Annotated in this window: 18 protein-coding genes; 16 read left to right on the forward strand and 2 right to left on the reverse strand. The window is 68.1% G+C overall.

Features of this window, described 5'->3' with window-relative positions; all coding sequences use genetic code 11:
* Positions 1-13 precede the first annotated feature (13 nt).
* The 4 genes from ACNFBT_RS20525 (at position 14) to ACNFBT_RS20540 (ending at position 3,224) form a co-directional block, all read left to right on the forward strand.
* A complete protein-coding gene (locus tag ACNFBT_RS20525) occupies positions 14-802 on the forward strand; it encodes an SDR family oxidoreductase (RefSeq protein ID WP_416752486.1) in 789 nt (262 codons plus the stop codon).
* A gap of 9 nt (positions 803-811) precedes the next feature.
* Entirely contained in the window at positions 812-1,819 is a 1,008-nt protein-coding gene (locus ACNFBT_RS20530; RefSeq protein WP_416752488.1) for a DHH family phosphoesterase, read from the forward strand.
* On the forward strand, positions 1,816-2,571 hold the full coding sequence (locus ACNFBT_RS20535) for a glucose 1-dehydrogenase (protein WP_416752489.1): 756 nt from the start codon (positions 1,816-1,818) through the stop codon (positions 2,569-2,571). Before ACNFBT_RS20530 ends, ACNFBT_RS20535 begins: the two co-directional genes overlap by 4 nt.
* 209 nt (positions 2,572-2,780) lie before the next feature.
* Complete coding sequence (locus tag ACNFBT_RS20540; protein WP_416752491.1) at positions 2,781-3,224, forward strand: nuclear transport factor 2 family protein; 444 nt, start codon at positions 2,781-2,783, stop codon at positions 3,222-3,224.
* 345 nt (positions 3,225-3,569) lie between these two features.
* On the opposite strand, the gene ACNFBT_RS20545 is transcribed toward ACNFBT_RS20540, so the two are convergent.
* A complete protein-coding gene (locus ACNFBT_RS20545; RefSeq protein ID WP_416752493.1) occupies positions 3,570-4,739 on the reverse strand; it encodes a helix-turn-helix transcriptional regulator in 1,170 nt (389 codons plus the stop codon).
* Positions 4,740-4,985: 246 nt separating this feature from the next.
* Between ACNFBT_RS20545 and ACNFBT_RS20550 the strand changes: the two genes are divergently transcribed.
* The 10 genes from ACNFBT_RS20550 (at position 4,986) to ACNFBT_RS20595 (ending at position 14,682) form a co-directional block, all read left to right on the forward strand.
* Positions 4,986-5,882: a VOC family protein gene (locus tag ACNFBT_RS20550; protein WP_416752495.1), complete on the forward strand. Its 897-nt coding sequence runs from the start codon at positions 4,986-4,988 to the stop codon at positions 5,880-5,882.
* Between the two features lie 10 nt (positions 5,883-5,892).
* Complete coding sequence (locus ACNFBT_RS20555; RefSeq protein ID WP_416752497.1) at positions 5,893-6,774, forward strand: CoA transferase subunit A; 882 nt, start codon at positions 5,893-5,895, stop codon at positions 6,772-6,774.
* 2 nt (positions 6,775-6,776) lie between these two features.
* Positions 6,777-7,586 (forward strand): CoA-transferase subunit beta, encoded by an 810-nt coding sequence (locus tag ACNFBT_RS20560; RefSeq protein WP_416752499.1) that lies wholly within the window; start codon positions 6,777-6,779, stop codon positions 7,584-7,586.
* A gap of 2 nt (positions 7,587-7,588) precedes the next feature.
* Positions 7,589-8,452, forward strand: coding sequence for an enoyl-CoA hydratase (locus tag ACNFBT_RS20565; RefSeq protein WP_416752501.1), 864 nt, complete (start codon positions 7,589-7,591; stop codon positions 8,450-8,452).
* Entirely contained in the window at positions 8,449-9,549 is a 1,101-nt protein-coding gene (locus ACNFBT_RS20570) for an NAD(P)H-dependent flavin oxidoreductase (protein ID WP_416752503.1), read from the forward strand. The genes ACNFBT_RS20565 and ACNFBT_RS20570 overlap by 4 nt, the downstream gene beginning before the upstream one ends.
* A complete protein-coding gene (locus ACNFBT_RS20575) occupies positions 9,530-10,282 on the forward strand; it encodes an enoyl-CoA hydratase family protein (protein ID WP_416752505.1) in 753 nt (250 codons plus the stop codon). Before ACNFBT_RS20570 ends, ACNFBT_RS20575 begins: the two co-directional genes overlap by 20 nt.
* Before the next feature lie 20 nt (positions 10,283-10,302).
* Entirely contained in the window at positions 10,303-11,469 is a 1,167-nt protein-coding gene (locus ACNFBT_RS20580) for an acyl-CoA dehydrogenase (RefSeq protein WP_416752507.1), read from the forward strand.
* A gap of 12 nt (positions 11,470-11,481) precedes the next feature.
* On the forward strand, positions 11,482-12,543 hold the full coding sequence (locus tag ACNFBT_RS20585) for an acyl-CoA dehydrogenase family protein (RefSeq protein WP_416752509.1): 1,062 nt from the start codon (positions 11,482-11,484) through the stop codon (positions 12,541-12,543).
* A 10-nt stretch (positions 12,544-12,553) separates the two neighbouring features.
* A complete protein-coding gene (locus ACNFBT_RS20590) occupies positions 12,554-13,702 on the forward strand; it encodes an acetyl-CoA C-acetyltransferase (protein WP_416752510.1) in 1,149 nt (382 codons plus the stop codon).
* Positions 13,703-13,806: 104 nt separating this feature from the next.
* On the forward strand, positions 13,807-14,682 hold the full coding sequence (locus ACNFBT_RS20595) for an SDR family oxidoreductase (RefSeq protein WP_416752512.1): 876 nt from the start codon (positions 13,807-13,809) through the stop codon (positions 14,680-14,682).
* Positions 14,683-14,945: 263 nt separating this feature from the next.
* Here the strand turns inward: ACNFBT_RS20595 and ACNFBT_RS20600 are convergent, their stop codons facing one another.
* Positions 14,946-15,479: an REP-associated tyrosine transposase gene (locus tag ACNFBT_RS20600; RefSeq protein ID WP_416752514.1), complete on the reverse strand. Its 534-nt coding sequence runs from the start codon at positions 15,477-15,479 to the stop codon at positions 14,946-14,948.
* 358 nt (positions 15,480-15,837) lie between these two features.
* Between ACNFBT_RS20600 and ACNFBT_RS20605 the strand changes: the two genes are divergently transcribed.
* Positions 15,838-17,004 (forward strand): acyl-CoA dehydrogenase family protein, encoded by a 1,167-nt coding sequence (locus ACNFBT_RS20605; protein ID WP_416752516.1) that lies wholly within the window; start codon positions 15,838-15,840, stop codon positions 17,002-17,004.
* On the forward strand, positions 17,001-18,206 hold the full coding sequence (locus ACNFBT_RS20610) for an acyl-CoA dehydrogenase family protein (protein WP_416752518.1): 1,206 nt from the start codon (positions 17,001-17,003) through the stop codon (positions 18,204-18,206). Before ACNFBT_RS20605 ends, ACNFBT_RS20610 begins: the two co-directional genes overlap by 4 nt.
* Positions 18,207-18,215 lie beyond the last annotated feature (9 nt).

Below are 18,215 nucleotides of genomic sequence, written 5' to 3' on the forward strand. Positions count from 1 at the left end.
AGGAGAGGTTCCCATGTTGCTGAAAGACAAGATTGTGATGGTTTCCGGCATCGGTCCGGGACTGGGCATCAAGCTGGCCCTGGAAGCCGCCCGCGAAGGCGCGCGTGCCCTGGCCATCGGCGCGCGAAACGAAGCGCGGCTGATCGAGGCCGAGGCGCGCATCCACGCCATCGCCCCCGACTGCGCGGTGCTGCGCCTGCCCACCGACGTCACCGACACCGCGGCCTGCAATGATTTCGCCCAGGCCACCCTGGCGCGTTTCGGGCGCATCGACGCGCTGATCAACAGCGCCTACTCCCACGGTGGTTTCCAGGCCGTGGAGGAGGGCGACAACGAACCGCTGCGCGAGGCCCTGGAGGTCAACCTGCTGGGTTCGCTGAACATGAGCCGCGCGGTACTGCCGGCGATGCAGGCACAACGCGCCGGCGCCATCGTCATGATCAATACCCTCGGCGTGCGCAAACCCTACCAGGGCGGTGCCGCCTACTCGGCGTCCAAGGCGGCGCTGGCGGCTTCAGTGCGCTACCTGGCGGCGGAGCAGGCGGTACACGGCCTGCGCGTCAACGCCCTGGCCTGCGGCTGGATGTGGGGCGAGCCGGTGCAGGCGGTGGTGCGCCAGACCGCCGTTGCCCGTGGCGTCAGCGAGGAACAGGTACGCGCCGAGTTCAGCGCCGGCATTCCCGGCGGGCGCATGCGCACGGATGAGGAATGTGCCCGTGCCGCGCTGTTCCTCGCCTCGGACTACGCCAGCGCGATCAACGGCGCGCAGCTCGACGCCAATGGCGGCGAGCTGATGGTCTGAGGGGCGGACATGAGCCTGATCGACCACTGCGCCTTCAACGGCGACGCCGACGGCCTCTGCGCCCTGCAACAGCTGCGCCTGGCCGGCGAGCTGGAGGCGGGCGTGCGCCTGGTCAGCGGGGTGAAGCGCGACATCGACCTGCTGCGGCGGGTGCGGGCCGGGGCTGGCGAGCGGGTCACCGTGCTGGACATCTCCCACGCGCAGAACCACGACGACACCCGGCGCCTGCTGGAGTCCGGCGCCGCCTTGCGCTACTTCGACCACCACCATGCCGGCGACCTGCCTGAACACCCGGCGTTCGAGTCCTTCATCGATACCGCCGCCGACGTCTGCACCAGCATCCTGGTCGACCGTCACCTCGAAGGCCGCTTCCACCGCTGGGCGGTGGCGGCGGCCTTCGGCGACGGCCTGGCCGGCTCGGCTCGGGCCCTGGCGCAACGTCACGGCGTGGCTGCCGAGGACGTGGCGGCGCTGGAGGAACTGGGCCTGCTGCTGAACTACAACGCCTATGGCGAAAGCCTGGCCGACCTGCACTTCGACCCACTGGTGCTGGCCGCCGAGCTGCTGCCCTATGCGGACCCGCTGGATTTCATTCGCGAAAGCCCGAGCTTCACCACCCTGCGTGCGGCGCACGCCGCCGACATGGCGGCCGCGCAAGGCCAGAGCCCGTGGCGCGAGGGGCCGGACGCGCTGCTCTACCGCCTGCCCACCGAAGCCTGGGCGCGGCGGGTGAGCGGGGTGCTGGCCAACCAGCTGGCGAGCCGCGAACCGCAGCGGGCCATCGGCCTGCTCAGCGCCAAGGCCGAGGGTGGCTGGCTGTTCAGCCTGCGTGTACCGGCGGGCGTGGAATTGGCGGCGGACGCCTTCTGCCGGGGCTTCCCCACTGGCGGCGGGCGAGCCCGCGCGGCCGGCATCAATCATCTCGACGACGATCAACTGGACGAACTGGCCAGCCGTCTGCTGGCCAGCTATCCGCAACAGGCAGCGCAGGCTGCCACCCTGGAGGCAAGTGCATGAAGCGACTGGATGGAAAGGTAGCCCTGATCACCGGCGCCGCGCGCGGGCAGGGCGCGGCGGAAGCGCGCCTGTTCGTCGAGCAGGGCGGCCGTGTGGTGATCGCCGATCTGCTCGACGCGGAGGGCGCGCGCCTGGCCGACGAACTGGGTGATGCCGCGCTCTACCAGCACCTGGACGTGACCTCGGAAGCGCAGTGGGCCGCAGCGGTGCAAGCGGCGGAAGCGCATTTCGGCCGGCTCGACGTGCTGGTCAACAACGCCGGCATCCTGCTGCTGGTGCCGTTGGAGGAGTGCTCGCTGGAGAGCTACCGCAAGGTCATCGAGGTCAATCAGGTCGGCTGTTGGCTGGGCATGAAGGCGGTATTGCCGGCGCTCAAGCGTGCCGGTGGCGGCTCCATCGTCAACCTCTCCTCGACGGCGGGCATGGAGGGTGTGGCCGGTGGCAGCGCCTACGTCGCCAGCAAGTTCGCCGTGCGTGGCATGACCAAGTCCGCCGCGCTGGAACTGGGCCGCTATGGCATCCGCGTCAACTCGGTGCACCCGGGTGGCATCGACACGCCCATGGCGCGGCCGCCGGAGATGGCCGAGATGGATGCGTCGGCCTTCTACAGCGGTCTGCCGATTCCGCGTATCGGCAAGCCGGAGGAGGTGGCCAGGCTGGTGCTGTTCCTCGCCAGCGACGAGTCCAGCTACTGCACCGGCGCCGAGTTCGTGGTCGACGGGGGCATGCTGGCTGGCGCGACCTTCGGCTGAGGTCGTTGCATGTGGCGTGGTCGGGCTGGGTGGTGGTTTCCGGCTCGACCCCGAGCGGGACATTGTCCAGGTCAATCGGCGTATAACGCGGAGTGTTATACGCCCTACACAACGCTCAACCTCGGCGTAGGGCGTACAACCGTTCGCGGTTGTACGCCGTTACTCCGGGGTTATCGCTCACGTCGTGATTGAACTCGGAGGAGGATGACATGCTGTCCCTGCAGGAAATCTCGGATCGGCTGGAGATCCAGCAACTGGCGGTCGACTATTCCACGGCCATCGACAGCCGCGACTTCGATGCACTGGACCGGGTGTTCAGCGCCGACGCCTATATCGACTACCGCGCCATGGGCGGCGTCGATGGGCATTACCCGGCGATGAAGGACTGGCTGCGCGGAGCCTTGGGCAACTTCCCGGCCTATCAGCACATGATTTCGAACGTCGCCATCCAGTTGGAGGGCGACCAGGCCAGCGGCCGCATCCTCTGCTTCAACCCGATGCAGGTGGACCTGGCCGATGGTACGCGGCAGACCTTCTTCCTTGGGCTCTGGTATCACGATCGCTATCGGCGTACCGCCGAGGGGTGGCGTATCGAGCGGCGCAGCGAGGAGAAGAGCTATGCGTTCAATGTGCCGGAGGGGTTGCCGGTCTGATTGTCGTAGCCCCGTAGGAGCAACTGTCTGCTTTCGGGTAAGGCCGTGCCTGCCCTTCCCCTCACCCCAGCCCTCTCCCAGAGGGAGAGGGAGCTGTCCGTGCCGGCTGAGGGCGAGATTTCCTCCTGCACCGAATGATCCCCTCTCCCTTTGGGAGAGGGTTAGGGTGAGGGCCGACCCGAGCGCAGGTCTATCTCGTAGGAGCGGACCTTGTCCGCGAAATCCATCGCGGCGGAATGTGTGCTGCCAGCAATGCGCAGGTCTTTGCCGCCATCCTGTAGGACCGAGAGGGACGCCCAATCCGCGTTCGCGAACCGCACGGTACGATGCGGATCGCGCCAGCCCTTACGCCAACGACGCCACGCTGTTGAGCAGCGTCTTCACCAACTCCGCCTGCCGCGTCACGCCGGTCTTGGCGAACACGCCGCGCAGGTGCGCACGTACCGTGTTGCGCGACACGCCGAGGGCGTCGGCGGTTTCGTCGAGGGTCAGGCCGTCCATCATCTGCATCGCCACCTCGGTTTCCGTGCGGGTCAGCTGGAACAGGCTGCGCAGCAGGGTGCGCGACGCCCGGGGGGAGTCGGCCGGGTTGCGGATGAACACCACCAGCGCCGGCTGGCGGGCGTCGCCGTGGCTTTCGTGGTTCAGCGCCAGGGGCCGCAGCAGCAGGTTCAGCGGCATCCCGCCGCTGGGCCGGGCCAGCGCCAGGACTTCGACGTCGTCGACGTTTTCACGTCCTTGCAGCAGCGCCTGGATGGAGTTCTGCAGGTTGCGGTTGTCCTGGCGACCGAAGGCGTGCAGGCGCTCCTGCCGGCATTCCAGGCCGTCGCGGCTGTCGAGCAGGCGTTGCGCGGCGTCGTTGCAGCGCATCAGCCGGCCGTGGGTGTCGAGGATCGCCGTGCCCACCAGCAGGCGGTCGATGGTCAGCGCATAGAGGCGACGCTCGGACTCCAGCTGATCGACGGTGGAGTGCAGGTCCACGGCCTGTTGCAGATGCGGCAGCAGCAGGCGCACCAGGGCCTGTTCCGCCTCGTTGAAATCCTCGCCCTCGGGGCCCCGGCAGGCGAACAACGCACAGTGCATGCCGCCCGGGGTGCGCATGTGGGCGACCAGCACGTAGCGCAGGTCCAGCGGCGCCAGGTACTGGCGGTAGAAGTCGTGCTCCAGCCAGGCGCCGCTGCCCATCACCTGGTCGGCGCTGGCGACCTGGCCGACCGGCCAGTCGAGGAAGGGGCAGATGGAATAGTAGTGCTCGCTGTACGAGGGCTCGCCGGGCAGGTGCGGGCCGTGTATCGAAGCGTTGACGATCAGCCCCGGCCGCTGTTGCGCGGGGTTGCGCAGCACCAGGGTGAAGTAACTGGCGCCGCAGCGCTGGCGCAGGTGCTCCAGCAGGCTCGCCCAGGGGGTGCTTTCCTGCGGGCCGCGGTAGACCAGGTCGAGCAGTTCGCCCATGGCGGCGGCGTCGATGCCGGCGCTGGTGCACAGCGCCTGACTGTCGGGGATGGAAGGGGTCATGTGTGCCGTGCCCGTCCTTTATTGTCGTGGGCGGAGTATCGATGCCGCCTGCCGCCGGCAAATCGTCCGTTCGGCCTAGAGTGTGATGGTCCTCCCGAATATCCCCCGGTTGCCCTGAATCGCCCGCGCCATGCCCCTTTGGCGCTAGTCCCATTGGACGATGTTCGGCTTTGCCCGCGCTGTTTGAATCCTCATCACCGGCCACTCCGCCAGGCGGAGCGGCAATAACGATGAGGAGAACACCCCATGGATATCCGAGGACTGGGCTACGTGACCGTCCTGGCCAGCGATCTTGAGCGCTGGAGCAGCTATGCCAGCCAGGTGCTGGGCATGATGGTGGACGACGCCGCGCCCGAAGGCGCGCTGTACCTGAAGATGGACGAGCGTCACTACCGCGTGCTGGTGCTGCAGGACGAGCGCGACGGCTACGGTGCCAGCGGCTGGGAAGTGGCCGGTAAGGCCGCCTTCGAGCAGGCCATCGCCGAGCTTGCCCAGGCCGATGTCGAGGTTGTCCGTGGCAGCGCCGCCGATTGCAAAGTGCGCAAGGTTCAGGAACTGGCGCTGTTCCGCGATCCGGACGGCAACCGACACGAGCTGTTCTGGGGGCCGTGCCAGGACTTCCGTCCGTTCGTTTCCCCGGCGGGTGTCAGCGGCTTCGTCACCGGCTCCATGGGCATGGGCCACGTGGTACTGCCGGCGCCGTCCTTCGAGCGCTGCCGCGATTTCTACGAGCAGGTGCTGGGCTTCGGTCTCTCCGACCTGATGAAGGTCCGTTTCACCCCCGATCCGCAGGAGCCGGAGAAGCGCATCCACTTCATGCACTGCAACAACGCCCGCCACCATTCCCTGGCGATCTTCGAGTGCCCGATCCCCAGCGGCTGCGTGCACATGATGCTCGAGACCGCGTCGCTGGACGACGTCGGCCGCGCCCTGGACCGCATGCACGCCAACGGCGTGAAGCTCTCGGCGACCCTCGGCAAGCACACCAACGACCACATGGTCTCGTTCTACATGCAGAGCCCCGGTGGCTTTGACATCGAATATGGCCACGGCGGCCTGGAAGTGGACTGGGAGGCGCACACGCCTTTCGAAAGCACCGTGGTCAGCCATTGGGGCCACGACTTCAGCGTCGGTCGCCAGTAAGGAGCACAACATGGATAAACGCATGACGGCGGCCGAGATGGTCGCCCAGCTGTGCGACGGCATGACCATCGGTATCGGTGGTTGGGGCCCGCGCCGCAAACCCATGGCCCTGATCCGCGAGATCCTTCGTTCGGACCTCAAGGACCTCACCATCGTTGCCTACGGCGGCGCCGACGTCGGCATGCTCTGTGCCGCCGGCAAGGTGAAAAAGCTGGTGTTCGCCTTCGTCTCGCTGGACTTCATCCCGCTCGAACCCTACTTCCGCAAGGCCCGCCAGGCGGGTGAGCTGGACGTGATGGAGATCGACGAGGGGATGATGCTGCTGGGCCTGCGCGCGGCGGCCATGAACGTGCCGTTCATTCCCACCGCGGTGGGCCTGGGCACCGACGTGCTGAAGTACAACCCGCAGATCAAGCTGGTGTCCTCGCCCTACGCCGACGGCCGCGACTGGGTCGCCATGCCGGCGCTGAAGCTGGACGCGGCGCTGGTCCACGTCGACCGTGCCGATGCCCGTGGCGTCTGCCAGATCGAGGGACCGGACCACTACATGGACGACCTGTTCGTCCGCGCCGCGGCCAAGACCTTCGTCTGCTGCGACGAGCTGGTGGAGTCCGAACACTTCCACGCGAACCCGCAGGCGGCACGCACGGTGTTCTGGGAACGCAACCTCACCGACGGCGTGGTGCACGTCCCCGGTGGCGCCCACCCCAGCTCCTGTGCACCGCTGTACGGCTTCGACGTGCCGCATTTCCAGCGCTACAACGCCTCGGTCCAGGAAGAGGACGGCTGGCAGCGCTACTACGACGAATTCATCCGCGACGGCGAAGCCGCCTACCTGGAAAAGGTGGGTGGGCTCGAGTCTCTCCGCAAGCTGCCACTGCCGGTGTTCTGACCATGACTGACGCAACCGCTTCCTGCAGCCTCGCCGAGCTGTTGATCTGCGCCGCCAGCGAATGCTGGCGTGATGATGGCGAAGTGCTCGCCACCGGCATCGGCGTGGTCCCGCGCCTGGCCGCCTCCCTGGCCATGCTGACCAGCAACCCGGACCTGCTGATGACCGATTCCGAGGCCTTCATGGTCGCCGAACCGGTGCCGCTGGGTGCCCGCAACGGCTATGTGCCGAAGTTCGACAGCTGGATGGGCTTCTCGCGCATCTTCGACAACGTCTGGGGCGGTCGCCGCCACGCGCTGGTCGGCCCGACCCAGATCGACCGCTTCGGCCAGGCGAACATCTCCTGCATCGGCGACTACGCCAAGCCCAAGGCGCAGATGCTCGGCGTGCGCGGCTTCCCGGGCAACTCCATCAGCCACGCCAACTCCTTCTTCGTGCCGTCGCACAGCCGCCGGGTGTTCGTCGAAGGCGAGGTCGACATGGTCGCCTCGGTCGGCTACAACCCGGCGCGCCTGGCCCGTGGCTGGTCGCTGGACGACATCGACATCCGCCTGATCGTCACCGATCTCTGCGTGCTCGACTTCAACGGCCCGCAGCGCCAGATGCGCGTTCGCTCGCTGCATCCGGGCGTGGAACTGGCGCAGGTGCTGGACAACACCAGCTTCGACCTGGCCCTGCCGGCGCAGATCCCGACCACTGCCATGCCCACGGCCTCGCAACTGGAAATCCTGCAGCGCCTCGACCCGCACAACCTGCGTGGCCGCCAGCTCAAGGACAACCCGCCGGCGCTGCGCAGCGCCAAGGAAGCGTAGTCATGAGCGAAGTCGAAGAGGTCGTTCTCTACGAGGTGCAGGGCCCGGTGGCCCTGGTCACCATGAACCGTCCCGAGTACCACAATGCGCAGAACTCGAAGATGACCTACGCGCTGGACGCGGCCTTCCGCCGCGCCTGCGACGACGATTCGGTCAAGGTCATCGTTCTGCGTGGCGAGGGCAAGCACTTCTCCGCCGGCCATGACATCGGCACGCCGGGCCGCGACGTGCACGAAAGCTTCGACCGCGCGAGCCTGTGGTACGACCACGTGAACAAGCCCGGCGGCGAGTTCCTCTATGCCCGCGAGCAGGAGGTCTACCTGGGCATGTGCCGGCGCTGGCGGGAAATGCCCAAGCCGACCGTGGCCATGGTGCAGGGCGCCTGCATCGCCGGCGGGCTGATGCTGGCCTGGGTCTGCGACCTGATCGTCGCCAGCGACGATGCCTACTTCCGCGATCCGGTGGTGCGCATGGGTATCCCCGGCGTCGAGTACTTCGCCCACGTGCATGAACTCAGCCCGCGCATCGCCAAGGAGTTCCTCTTCCTCGGCGAGCGACTGGGCGCCGATCGCGCCTGGCAACTGGGCATGGTCAACAAGGTGGTGCCGCGCGACGTGCTGCTGGACGTGACCCTGGACATGGCCCGGCGCATCGCCGAGATGCCGCGCCTGGGCCTGCAGCTGGCCAAGCAGGCGGTGAACAACGCCGAGGACCTGATGGGCAAGCGCGCCACCATGGACATGGTGTTCGGCCTGCACCACTTCGCCCACGCCCACAACGAACTGGTCAGCGGCGACCGTCTGGGCGGCTACGATGCCCGCGCCATGGCCAGCTCGCAGCGCGAGCCGGTGGAGGGCGGCCGATGAGCCTGGACCTGAGCACCCGCGTCACCCAGCTGCTCGGCTGCCGCTACCCGATCATCCAGACCGCCATGGGCTGGGTGGCCGAGCCGCGCCTGGTGGCCGCCACCGGCAACGCCGGCGCGTTCGGCTTCCTCGCCGGCGCCACCATCGAGCCGCACCAGATGGAAGCGGCGATCCTGGAAACCAAGTCGCTGACGTCCGCTCCGTTCGGCGTCAACTTCCACATGTACCAGCCCAACGCCGCCGAGATCGTCGAACTGGTGCTGCGCCATGGCGTGAAGGCGGTGAGCTACAGCCGTTCGCCCGGCAAACAGATGGTCGCCCGTCTGAAAGAAGCCGGGGTGATCTGCATGCCCACCGTCGGCGCGCTCAAGCACGCGCAGAAGGCCGTGGAGATGGGCGCCGATGTCGTCACCGTGCAGGGTGGGGAGGGCGGCGGCCACACCGGCTCGGTGCCCACCTCGCTGCTGCTGGCCCAGGTGCGCGAAGCGGTGCAGGTGCCCGTGGTCGCCGCCGGCGGCTTCCATGACGGCGCAGGCCTCGTGGCTGCGCTGGCCCTGGGGGCCGAGGGCGTGGCCATGGGCACGCGCTTCCTGATGAGCCAGGAGAGCCCGGTTCCGGACGCCACCCTGGCGCGCTACCTGGGCGTGAAGGACCCGGCGAAAGTGATCGTCAGCCGCGCCCTCGACGGCCTGCCGCAGCGGATGATCCGCAATGAATTGCTCGACGCCCTGGAAGCCGCCGGCTCCTGGCGTCGCCTGGGCCTCGCCGTGCAGTGCGCGCTGGCCTACCGCCGCCACTCCGGCATCAGCGTCATGCAGATGCTCCAGGCCCTGCGCAACCGTGGCGAGCTGACCCTTTCCCAGGCGCTGCTGGCCGCCAACGCGCCCATGGTGATCCAGAAGGCCATGGTCGACGGCCACCCCGAAGACGGCGTGCTGCCCGCCGGCCAGGTCGCCGCGCTGCTCGGCAGCCGCCTGTCGTGCGCCGAGATCATCCAGAACATCGTCGCCCAGGCCGAGGCACGGCTCGCCGAGCTGGCCCGCCGGGTAGAACCGCAACAGTCCCAGGAGAGCCTCCATGCAGCCGTTTCGCGTTGAGATCAACGAGCACATCGCCGAGATGGTGTTCGACCGTCCGCCGGTGAATGCCTTCAACTGCGCCGGCTGGGCGGCCATCGCCGAGGAGCTTGCGCGCCTGGGCCGCGACGACGCGGTGCGGGTCATCATCATCCGCGCCGAGGGCCGGGGCTTCTGCGCCGGCGTCGACATCAAGGAACTGGCCGCCGACGGCAACCTGATCGTCGCGGTGAACAAGGGCAACTACGACAGCTTCAAGGCCGTGCACCGCAATCCCAAGCCGGTGATCGCCGCCGTGCATGGCTTCGTCCTGGGGGGCGGCATCGGCCTGTGCGGCGCGGCGGACATTATCGTCGCCAGCGAATGCGCGACCTTCGGCGTGCCCGAGGTGGACCGTGGCGCCATGGGTGGCGGCGCCCACCTGCAGCGCCTGTTCCCGGTACAGAAGGTGCGCCACATGTACTTCACCGGCGAGCCCATCGACGCCTACGAGGCCTATCGCCTGGGCGCCGTGGAGCGCGTGGTGCCGCGCGACAAGCTGCGTGACGCAGCGCTGGACGTGGCACGCAAGATCGCCGCCAAGAGCCCGGCCATGATCGCCCTGGCCAAGGAGGCGCTGACCGGCATCGAGGACGGCAACCTCGAAGACAAATACCGCTGGGAGCAGGGCTTCACCTTGGAGGCCTACCGCTCGCTGGATTCCCAGGAAGCGCGCGACTCCTTCGTGGAAAAGCGCGAAGCGCAATTCAACTGATCAACCACAGGCAGCAGCCCATGGACCTTAACTACAACAAAGAGCAACAGGCCTTCCGCGAGGAAGTCCGCGCCTGGCTGGCGGCCAACGTGCCGAAGAACCCCTTGCCCTCTTATGACACCGAAGAGGGTTTCCGCCTGCACCGCGAGTGGGAAGCTCGCCTGCATGACGGCCACTGGGGCATGGTGACCTGGCCCGAAGCCTACGGTGGCCGCGGCTGCGACCTGATCCAGTGGCTGATCTTCGAAGAAGAGTACTACCGCGCCGGCGCCCCCGGCCGGGTCAACCAGAACGGCATCTTCCTGCTCGGCCCGACCCTCATGGAGTTCGGCACCGAGGAGCAGAAGGCGCGCTTCCTGCCGCGCATGGCGCGTGGCCAGGACGTCTGGGCCCAGGGCTGGTCCGAGCCGGGAGCAGGCTCCGACATGGCGGCCATCCGCTCGCGTGCCGAGCGCGTCGGCGACCACTACGTGATCAACGGCCAGAAGACCTGGTCGACCCGCGCGGTCTGGGCCGACTGGCTGTTCGGCATGTTCCGCACCGACCCGGCCTCCAGTCGCCACCACGGCCTGACCTTCATTCTGGTGCCGCTGAACTCGCCGGGCATCACCGTCCGCCCGATCGCCCAGCTCGATGGCCTGCCGGGCTTCGCCGAAATCTTCTTCGACGACGTCAAGGTGCCGGTGGAGAACGTCCTGGGTGGCGAAGGGCAGGGCTGGCACGTGGCGATGTCCACCGCCGGCTTCGAGCGCGGGCTGATGCTGCGTTCCCCGGCACGCTTCCAGGAAACCGCGCGGCGCCTGCTGCAGCTGTACCTGGAAAACCGCGAAGCCGCCGACCGCGACCCGGCCATCGGCGAGGCGGTGATGCGCGCCTGGCTGGATGCCGAGGCCTACACCCTGAGCACCTACATGACCGCCTCGCGCCTGCAGCAGGGCGGCCGCATCGGCCCGGAATCCTCGACCAACAAGATCTTCTGGTCGGAGCTGGACCAGCGCATGCACGACACCGCCCTGAGCATCCTCGGCGCCCGCGCCGAACTGCTGCCCGAAGCGCCGCTGGCGGGCGAGGTCGGCCGCTGGCTGGACGGCTTCCTGTTCTCCCTGGCCGGCCCGATCTACGCCGGCACCAACGAAATCCAGCGCAACATCATCGCCGAACGCATGCTCGGCATGCCGCGCGCCTGAGGAGCCAGGACCATGGACTTCACCTTCAACGATGACCAACTGAGCTTCCACGACAGCGTGCGCGCCTTCCTCACCAACCAGGTGACCCCCGAGCGCCTGCGCGAACTGTGGGACAGCGAAAGCGGCCGCAGCGACGAACTCTGGGCGCAGCTCGCCGAGCTGGGCCTGACCGCCCTGAACCTGCCCGAGAACTACGGCGGCCTGGGCCTGAACGAGACCGACTGGATGCTGCCGGCCCAGGAATGCGGCTACGCCGCGCTGGCCGAACCGCTGCTCGACACCGTGCTGGTGGGCGCGCCGCTGCTGGCGGCGCTGGGCGCCGAGCACGAAGGGCTGAAGAGCGAGTGGCTGGGCCGCATCGCCTCGGGCGAAGCACGCCTGGCGGTGGGGCACCCGGACAACCTGCTGGTGGCCGACGCCCACGTCGCCGACCTGCTGATCCTCGGCAGCCGGGACGAAATCCACGCGGTACCCCGTGAGGCCGTGCAGCTCACCCGCAACCCGGCACTGGACCCGTCGCGCCATCTGTACAGCGTGACCTGGACGCCGAGCGACGCCACCCGCGTGGCCGGTGGCGATGCGGCCCGCGCCCTGTGGAACGCCGCCTTCGAGCGTGGCGCCCTGGCCTGCGCCGCGCAGCAGCTGGGCCTGGCCCGGCGCATGGTGGACCTGGCGGTGGACTACAGCTTCGAACGCAAGCAGTTCGGCAAGCCGATCGGCAGCTTCCAGGCGGTCAAGCACCTGATGGCCAACGTCGCGGTGCTCATCGAGTTCGCCAAGGCGCCGCTGTACCGCGCCGCGCAGTCCCTTGCGCAGGGCCATCCGCAGGCCGCGCTGCACGTGTCCCAGGCGGCCCTGGCCTGCTCCGAGGCCTCCCAGCTGGCGGCCAAGAACGCCATCCAGGTGCACGGCGCCATGGGTTACACCTGGGAAGTCGACCTGCAGCTCTACATGAAGCGCGCCTGGGCCCTGGACAAGGTCTGGGGCGACCGCAGCCTGCACAAGGCGCGGCTGTGCCAGGCGCTGTTCGGCGGGGCGGTCAGCGCCGGCGCCGGCCACACCTTCGCCGTCTGAGGAGAATGAAATGGCAGAAGCCTATATAGTCGACGCCCTGCGCACGCCCACCGGCAAGCGCAAGGGTGGCCTGTCGCAGATCCACGCCGCCGACCTGGGCGCCCATGTGCTGCGCGAACTGGTGCAGCGCAACGGCATCCCCGACGCGGACTACGACGACGTCATCTTCGGCTGCGTCGACACCATTGGCCCGCTGGCCGGCGACATCGCCCGCACCGCCTGGCTGGCCGCCGGCCTTGACCAGGGCGTGCCCGGCACCACCATCGATCGCCAGTGCGGCTCCTCGCAGCAGGCCGTGCACTTCGCCGCCCAGGCGGTGATGAGCGGCACCCAGGACGTGGTGATCGCCGGTGGCGTGCAGACCATGACGCAGATCCCGATCTCCTCGGCCATGACCGCCGCCGAGCCGCTGGGCTTCAGCGATCCCTTCAGCGGCTCCGAGGGTTGGGTGAAGCGCTACGGTTCCACGCCGCCGAGCCAGTTCCGCTCCGCGCAGATGATCGCCGAGAATTGGAAGCTCAGCCGCGAGGCGCTGGAAGCCTACTCGCTGGAGTCGCACCGCCGCGCGCTGCACGCCATCGAAGCCGGCTACTTCGCCCGCGAGATCGTTCCGCTGGCGGGCGTCCAGCACGACGAGACGCCGCGCCAGACGAGCCTTGCGAAGATGGCCGAACTGGAAGCGCTGTTCGGCTGCGACCGCGTCACCGCCGGTGTTTCGAGCCAGACCTGCGACGCCGCCAGCGCGATGTTGATCGTCTCCGAACGCGCCCTGAAGCGCTACAACCTGACGCCGCGCGCACGCATCCACCACATCAGCGTGCGCGCCGACGACCCGGTGTGGATGCTCACCGCGCCGATCCCGGCCACCGAGTACGCGCTGAAGAAGGCCGGCATGCGCCTGGACGACATCGACCGGGTGGAGATCAACGAAGCCTTCGCTTCGGTGGTCATGGCCTGGCTGCAGGAAACCGGCTACCCGCACGAACGCACCAACGTCCACGGCGGCGCCATCGCCCTCGGCCACCCGCTGGGCGCCACCGGCACCCGCCTGATGACCACGCTGCTCCACGAGTTGGAGCGCAGCGGCGGCCGTTATGGCCTGCAGACCATGTGCGAAGGCGGTGGGCAGGCGAACGTCACCATCATCGAACGGCTGTGACGGGGCTACTGCGCTAGGCCATGCGGCGTTGGAATGCCGGTCGTCGCTCGCTACGCCCTGAAGATTTTCTCTGCGCGCACCAGCGCAACCCTTTGGAGAACCCCATGTCCATCTGCAAAGACCGCGTCGTGATCATCACCGGCGCCGGCGGCGGCCTTGGCCGCGCCTATGCCCTGGCCCTGGCCGCCGAAGGCGCCAAGGTCGTGGTCAACGACATCAACCGCGAAGCCGTCGCTGGCGTGGTCGCCCTGATCCGCGACCAGGGCGGCCAGGCCATCGGCGACAGCCACGACATCACGAACTACAGCGAAGCCGGCGAGATTGTCCGCGCCGCCATCGACGCCTTCGGCGACCTGCACGCCGTGGTCAACAACGCCGGCATCTGCCGCGACCGCATGTTCGCCAGCCTCACCGAGGCCGACTGGGACGCGGTGATGAACGTGCACCTCAAGGGGCATTTCTGCATCGCCAGCCATGCCGTGCACCACTGGCGCGACCAGGCCAAGGCCGGTATGAAAGTGCAGGCGCGCATCATCAACACCAGCTCCGGCGCCGGCCTGCAGGGCTCCATCGGCCAGTCCAACTACTCGGCGGCCAAGGGCGGCATCGCCTCCCTGACCCTGGTCCAGGCGGCGGAACTGGCGCGCTACGGCATCACCGCCAACGCCCTGGCCCCGGCTGCGCGCACCGGCATGACCGAGCAGGTGTTCGCCGACGTGATGAAGAAGCCGGAAGACGGCTTCGACCACTTCGCCCCGGAAAACGTCGCGCCGCTGATTGCCTGGCTGGTTTCCGAGGACTCCCAGCACGTCACCGGCCGCCTGTTCGAAGTGGAAGGCGGCAAGCTCTCCATCGGCGACGGCTGGCGTCGGGGCCCGCTGCGCGACAAGGGTGCGCGCTGGCTGCCGGAGGAGATCGGCGGCGTGGTGGCAGAACTGATCGACAGTGCCGTGCCGGCACAGAAGGTGTATGGCACCTAACGTCGCTCGCGTAGGGCGTATAACCGTTCGCGGTTATACGCCGATTCGCCTGACCCATCGCCAGCTCCGTGGCCGAGCCTGGCCAACTCTTCTCAGATCGAACCCGAGCGGAGGCACGGCAAAGGTTAACCGGCGTATAACGCGGAGCGTTATACGCCCTACGTTTTGGCCTGGCGTAGGGCGTACAACCGTTCGCGGTTGTACGTCGATACACCTAACGTCTTGCCAACTCCATGGTCGAGCTTGGCAACCGTCCCAACCATTCAATCACGCTCCGTACCATGCAGATTCAGGGACGGATTACCCGCCCAGTCCAGTGGATAGACACCTTTGATAACCGCTCGGTGAAAGGTGGAGTACGGCCAGTCCTTCACTGCTTCGACCAGCCGATGCTTCACCGGGTTGATATGGATGTAATCGAAGTGCCGCCGAAAATCCGGTTCGCTACGGATCAGGTGTTCCCAATAGCGGGACTGCCAGAGACTCCGCTGTCCCCGTCGACGTTTGGCCGTGGAGTCCGGCTCTCCCTCGGCGAGATGCCGCGAGAAGCCTGATTTGATGACTTTCCAGCGCGTAGAAAAGTCGGCATCACCGGTGGGTAACGTCCAAAGGCAATGCATGTGGTCCGGCAGCACCACCCAGGCATCAATGCGGAATGGGTGGCGGCGTTTGCACGTTGCAATCGTTCGGCGCAGCAGTTCGATTTCGCGCACCAGGATGTCGGAGTGGCGGTCGAGTAGCGTAACGGTGAAGAAGTAGGTGCCGCCGGGCACCCAGGCGCGTCGATAGTTGGGCATCTGGGCTGTTCTTGCGTCTGAAGAGAGGTTCTGGAGCCTATCCCGGCCGAATCGCGGATAGCGCATAGCGCCATTTGCCCTACGAAAGATTCAGCCATGACGTAGGGCGTACAACCGTTCGCGGTTGTATGCCGATTCACCTGCCTCATCGCAGACTTCATGGCTGAGCCTGGCCAATGATTCCCAGATCGAACCCGAGCGGGGCACGACCCAGGTCAATCGGCGTATAACGCGGAGCGTTATACGCCCTACGCTCAGGCGGGCATCCGCGCGTATTCCCCCACGTCCATTCGGACGATTCCCGCCTGACCATCTCCCGCCAGACTGCCCTGCATCTGAACCCACAGGGCCGCTTCCCATGGAATTCGCCTTTACCGACGAGCAGGAGATGATCCGCGACAGCGCGGAAAGCTTCCTCGCCGATGCTTCACCCTCCAGCGCCGTGCGCGCGGCGATGGCCGCCGGCGGCCATGACCTGGCGCTCTGGCAGCGCATTCGCGACGAACTCGGCTGGCAGGCGCTGCTGGTGCCCGAGGCCCACGGCGGCCTGGGCCTGGGCTTCGTCGAGCTGGCCATTGTCCAGGAGCAGCTGGGGCGCCGTCTGGCGTCGTTGCCGTTCTTCGCCAGCACCCTGGCCGTGTGCGCCCTGCGCGTGCTCGGCAGCGAGGCGCAGCAGGCCCGCTGGCTGCCCGGTCTGGCCGAAGGCAGCCTGACCGCCACCCTGGCGCTGGGCGCCGAGGGTGCGCCGCAGGCGAGCGCGGTCCAGGTGCAGGTCCGCCGGGAAGGCGACGGCTTCGTCCTTGAAGGCCGCCTGCGTCCGGTGCTCGACGGTCACAGCGCCGACCTGCTGCTGATCCCCGCGCGCCTGGCCGGCAGCCGGGGCGAGGAAGGCGTTTGCCTGTTCGCCGTGCCCGCCGCCAGCGAAGGTCTGCAGCGCCGCGCACTGCCGACGCTGGACCAGACCCGCCAGCTGGCCGAGGTCGAACTGAACGGTCTCTACCTGCCTGCCGACGCCCTGCTGGGCACGGCCGGCACCGCTTGGCCGGCGCTGGACAAGGTCCTGCAACTGGCCGCCGTGACCCTGGCCGCCGAGCAGGTCGGCGGGGCCCAGCAGGCGCTCGACCTGACCGTCGCCTACACCCAGGAGCGTCGCCAGTTCGGTCGCCCGGTGGGCAGCTTCCAGGCGCTCAAGCACCGCATGGCGGACATGATGCTGCAGGTGGAATGCGCGCGCTCCGCGCTCTATTACGCCGCCTGCGTGGCCCAGGAAGCGCTGGACGGGCAGGGCGACAGCGCCCTTGCCGCCGAACTGCCGCTGGCCGCCGCGCTGGCCAAGTCCCAGGCCTCGGAGGCCTTTTTCCACGGCGCGGCCGAGTCGATCCAGCTGCACGGTGGCGTCGGCTTCACCTGGGAATACGACCCGCACCTGTATTTCAAGCGCGCCCGCGCCAGCGAGAGCCTGTTCGGCACGCCGGCCTGGCACCGCGAACGCATCGCCGCCGCCATCCTGGAGGAACGCCCATGAAGATCGGATTCGACGCCGCCGACGAGGCCTTCCGCGCCGAAGTCGCCCAGTGGCTGGCGGACAACCTGCGTGGCGAGTTCGAGCCGCTGCGCTTCCGTGGCGGCCCGGGTGACGAACACAGCTTCCCCGAGGAGCGCAAGGCCTGGGAGCGCAAGCTCGCCGAAGGCGGCTGGACCTGCGTGGGCTGGGCGAAAGAGCACGGCGGGCGCGGCCTGTCGATCAACCAGCAGGTGATCTTCCACGAGGAATACGCCCGCGTCGGCGGCCCCGGCCGCATGGGGCACATCGGCGAGGGCCTGGCCGGTCCGACCATCGCCGCGTTCGGCACCGACGAACAGAAGCGCCGGCTGCTGCCGGGTATCGTCAGCGGCCGTGAGTTCTGGTGCCAGGGTTACTCCGAGCCGGGCGCCGGCTCCGACCTTGCCGCCGTGAAGACCCGGGCGACCTTCGACGCCGAGCGCAATGTGTGGCGCATCAACGGGCAGAAGGTGTGGACGTCGCTGGCCCACGAATCCGAGTGGTGCTTCGTCATTGCCCGCTCCGAGCAGGGCAGCGTCGGCCATCACGGCCTGGCCTTCCTGCTGGTGCCGATGAGCCAGCCGGGCATCACCGTGCGGCCGATCGAGCAGCTCACCGGTACTTCCGAATTCAACGAGGTGTTCTTCGACGACGCCGAGACCGCCGCCGAGAACCTGCTCGGCGCGCCGGGCGACGGCTGGAAGATCGCCATGGCGCTGCTGGGCTTCGAGCGTGGCGTGTCCACCCTCGGCCAGCAGATGCAGTTCCAGAACGAGCTGGACGAGATCATCCGCATCGCCCGCGCCAACGGCGCCGCCCGCGACCCGCTGCTGCGCCAGCGCCTGGCCGAGGCCTGGGGCGGGCTCAAGGTGCTGCGCTACAACTCGCTGCGGATGCTCTCGGGTGGCCAGGACAGCGGCCTGCGCCGCGAGGCGCTGATCTACAAGCTGTGCTGGTCCGACTGGCACGCGCGCCTGGGCAAGCTGGCCATGGACGTGCTCGGCGCCGAGGCGGAAATCCTCGACGGCGGCCCCTACCAGCTGAGCCGCCTGCAGGGCCTGTTCCTGTTCAGCCGCTCCGACACCATCTACGGCGGCAGCAACGAGATCCAGCGCAACCTCATCGCCGAGCGCGCCCTCGGCCTGCCCAAAGAACCCAAGGCGCCCCGTCAGGGCGCGCAGTAAGGAGACACA

It is taken from the genome of Pseudomonas sp. NY15181 (assembly GCF_048068055.1).
Taxonomy (GTDB): Bacteria; Pseudomonadota; Gammaproteobacteria; order Pseudomonadales; family Pseudomonadaceae; genus Pseudomonas.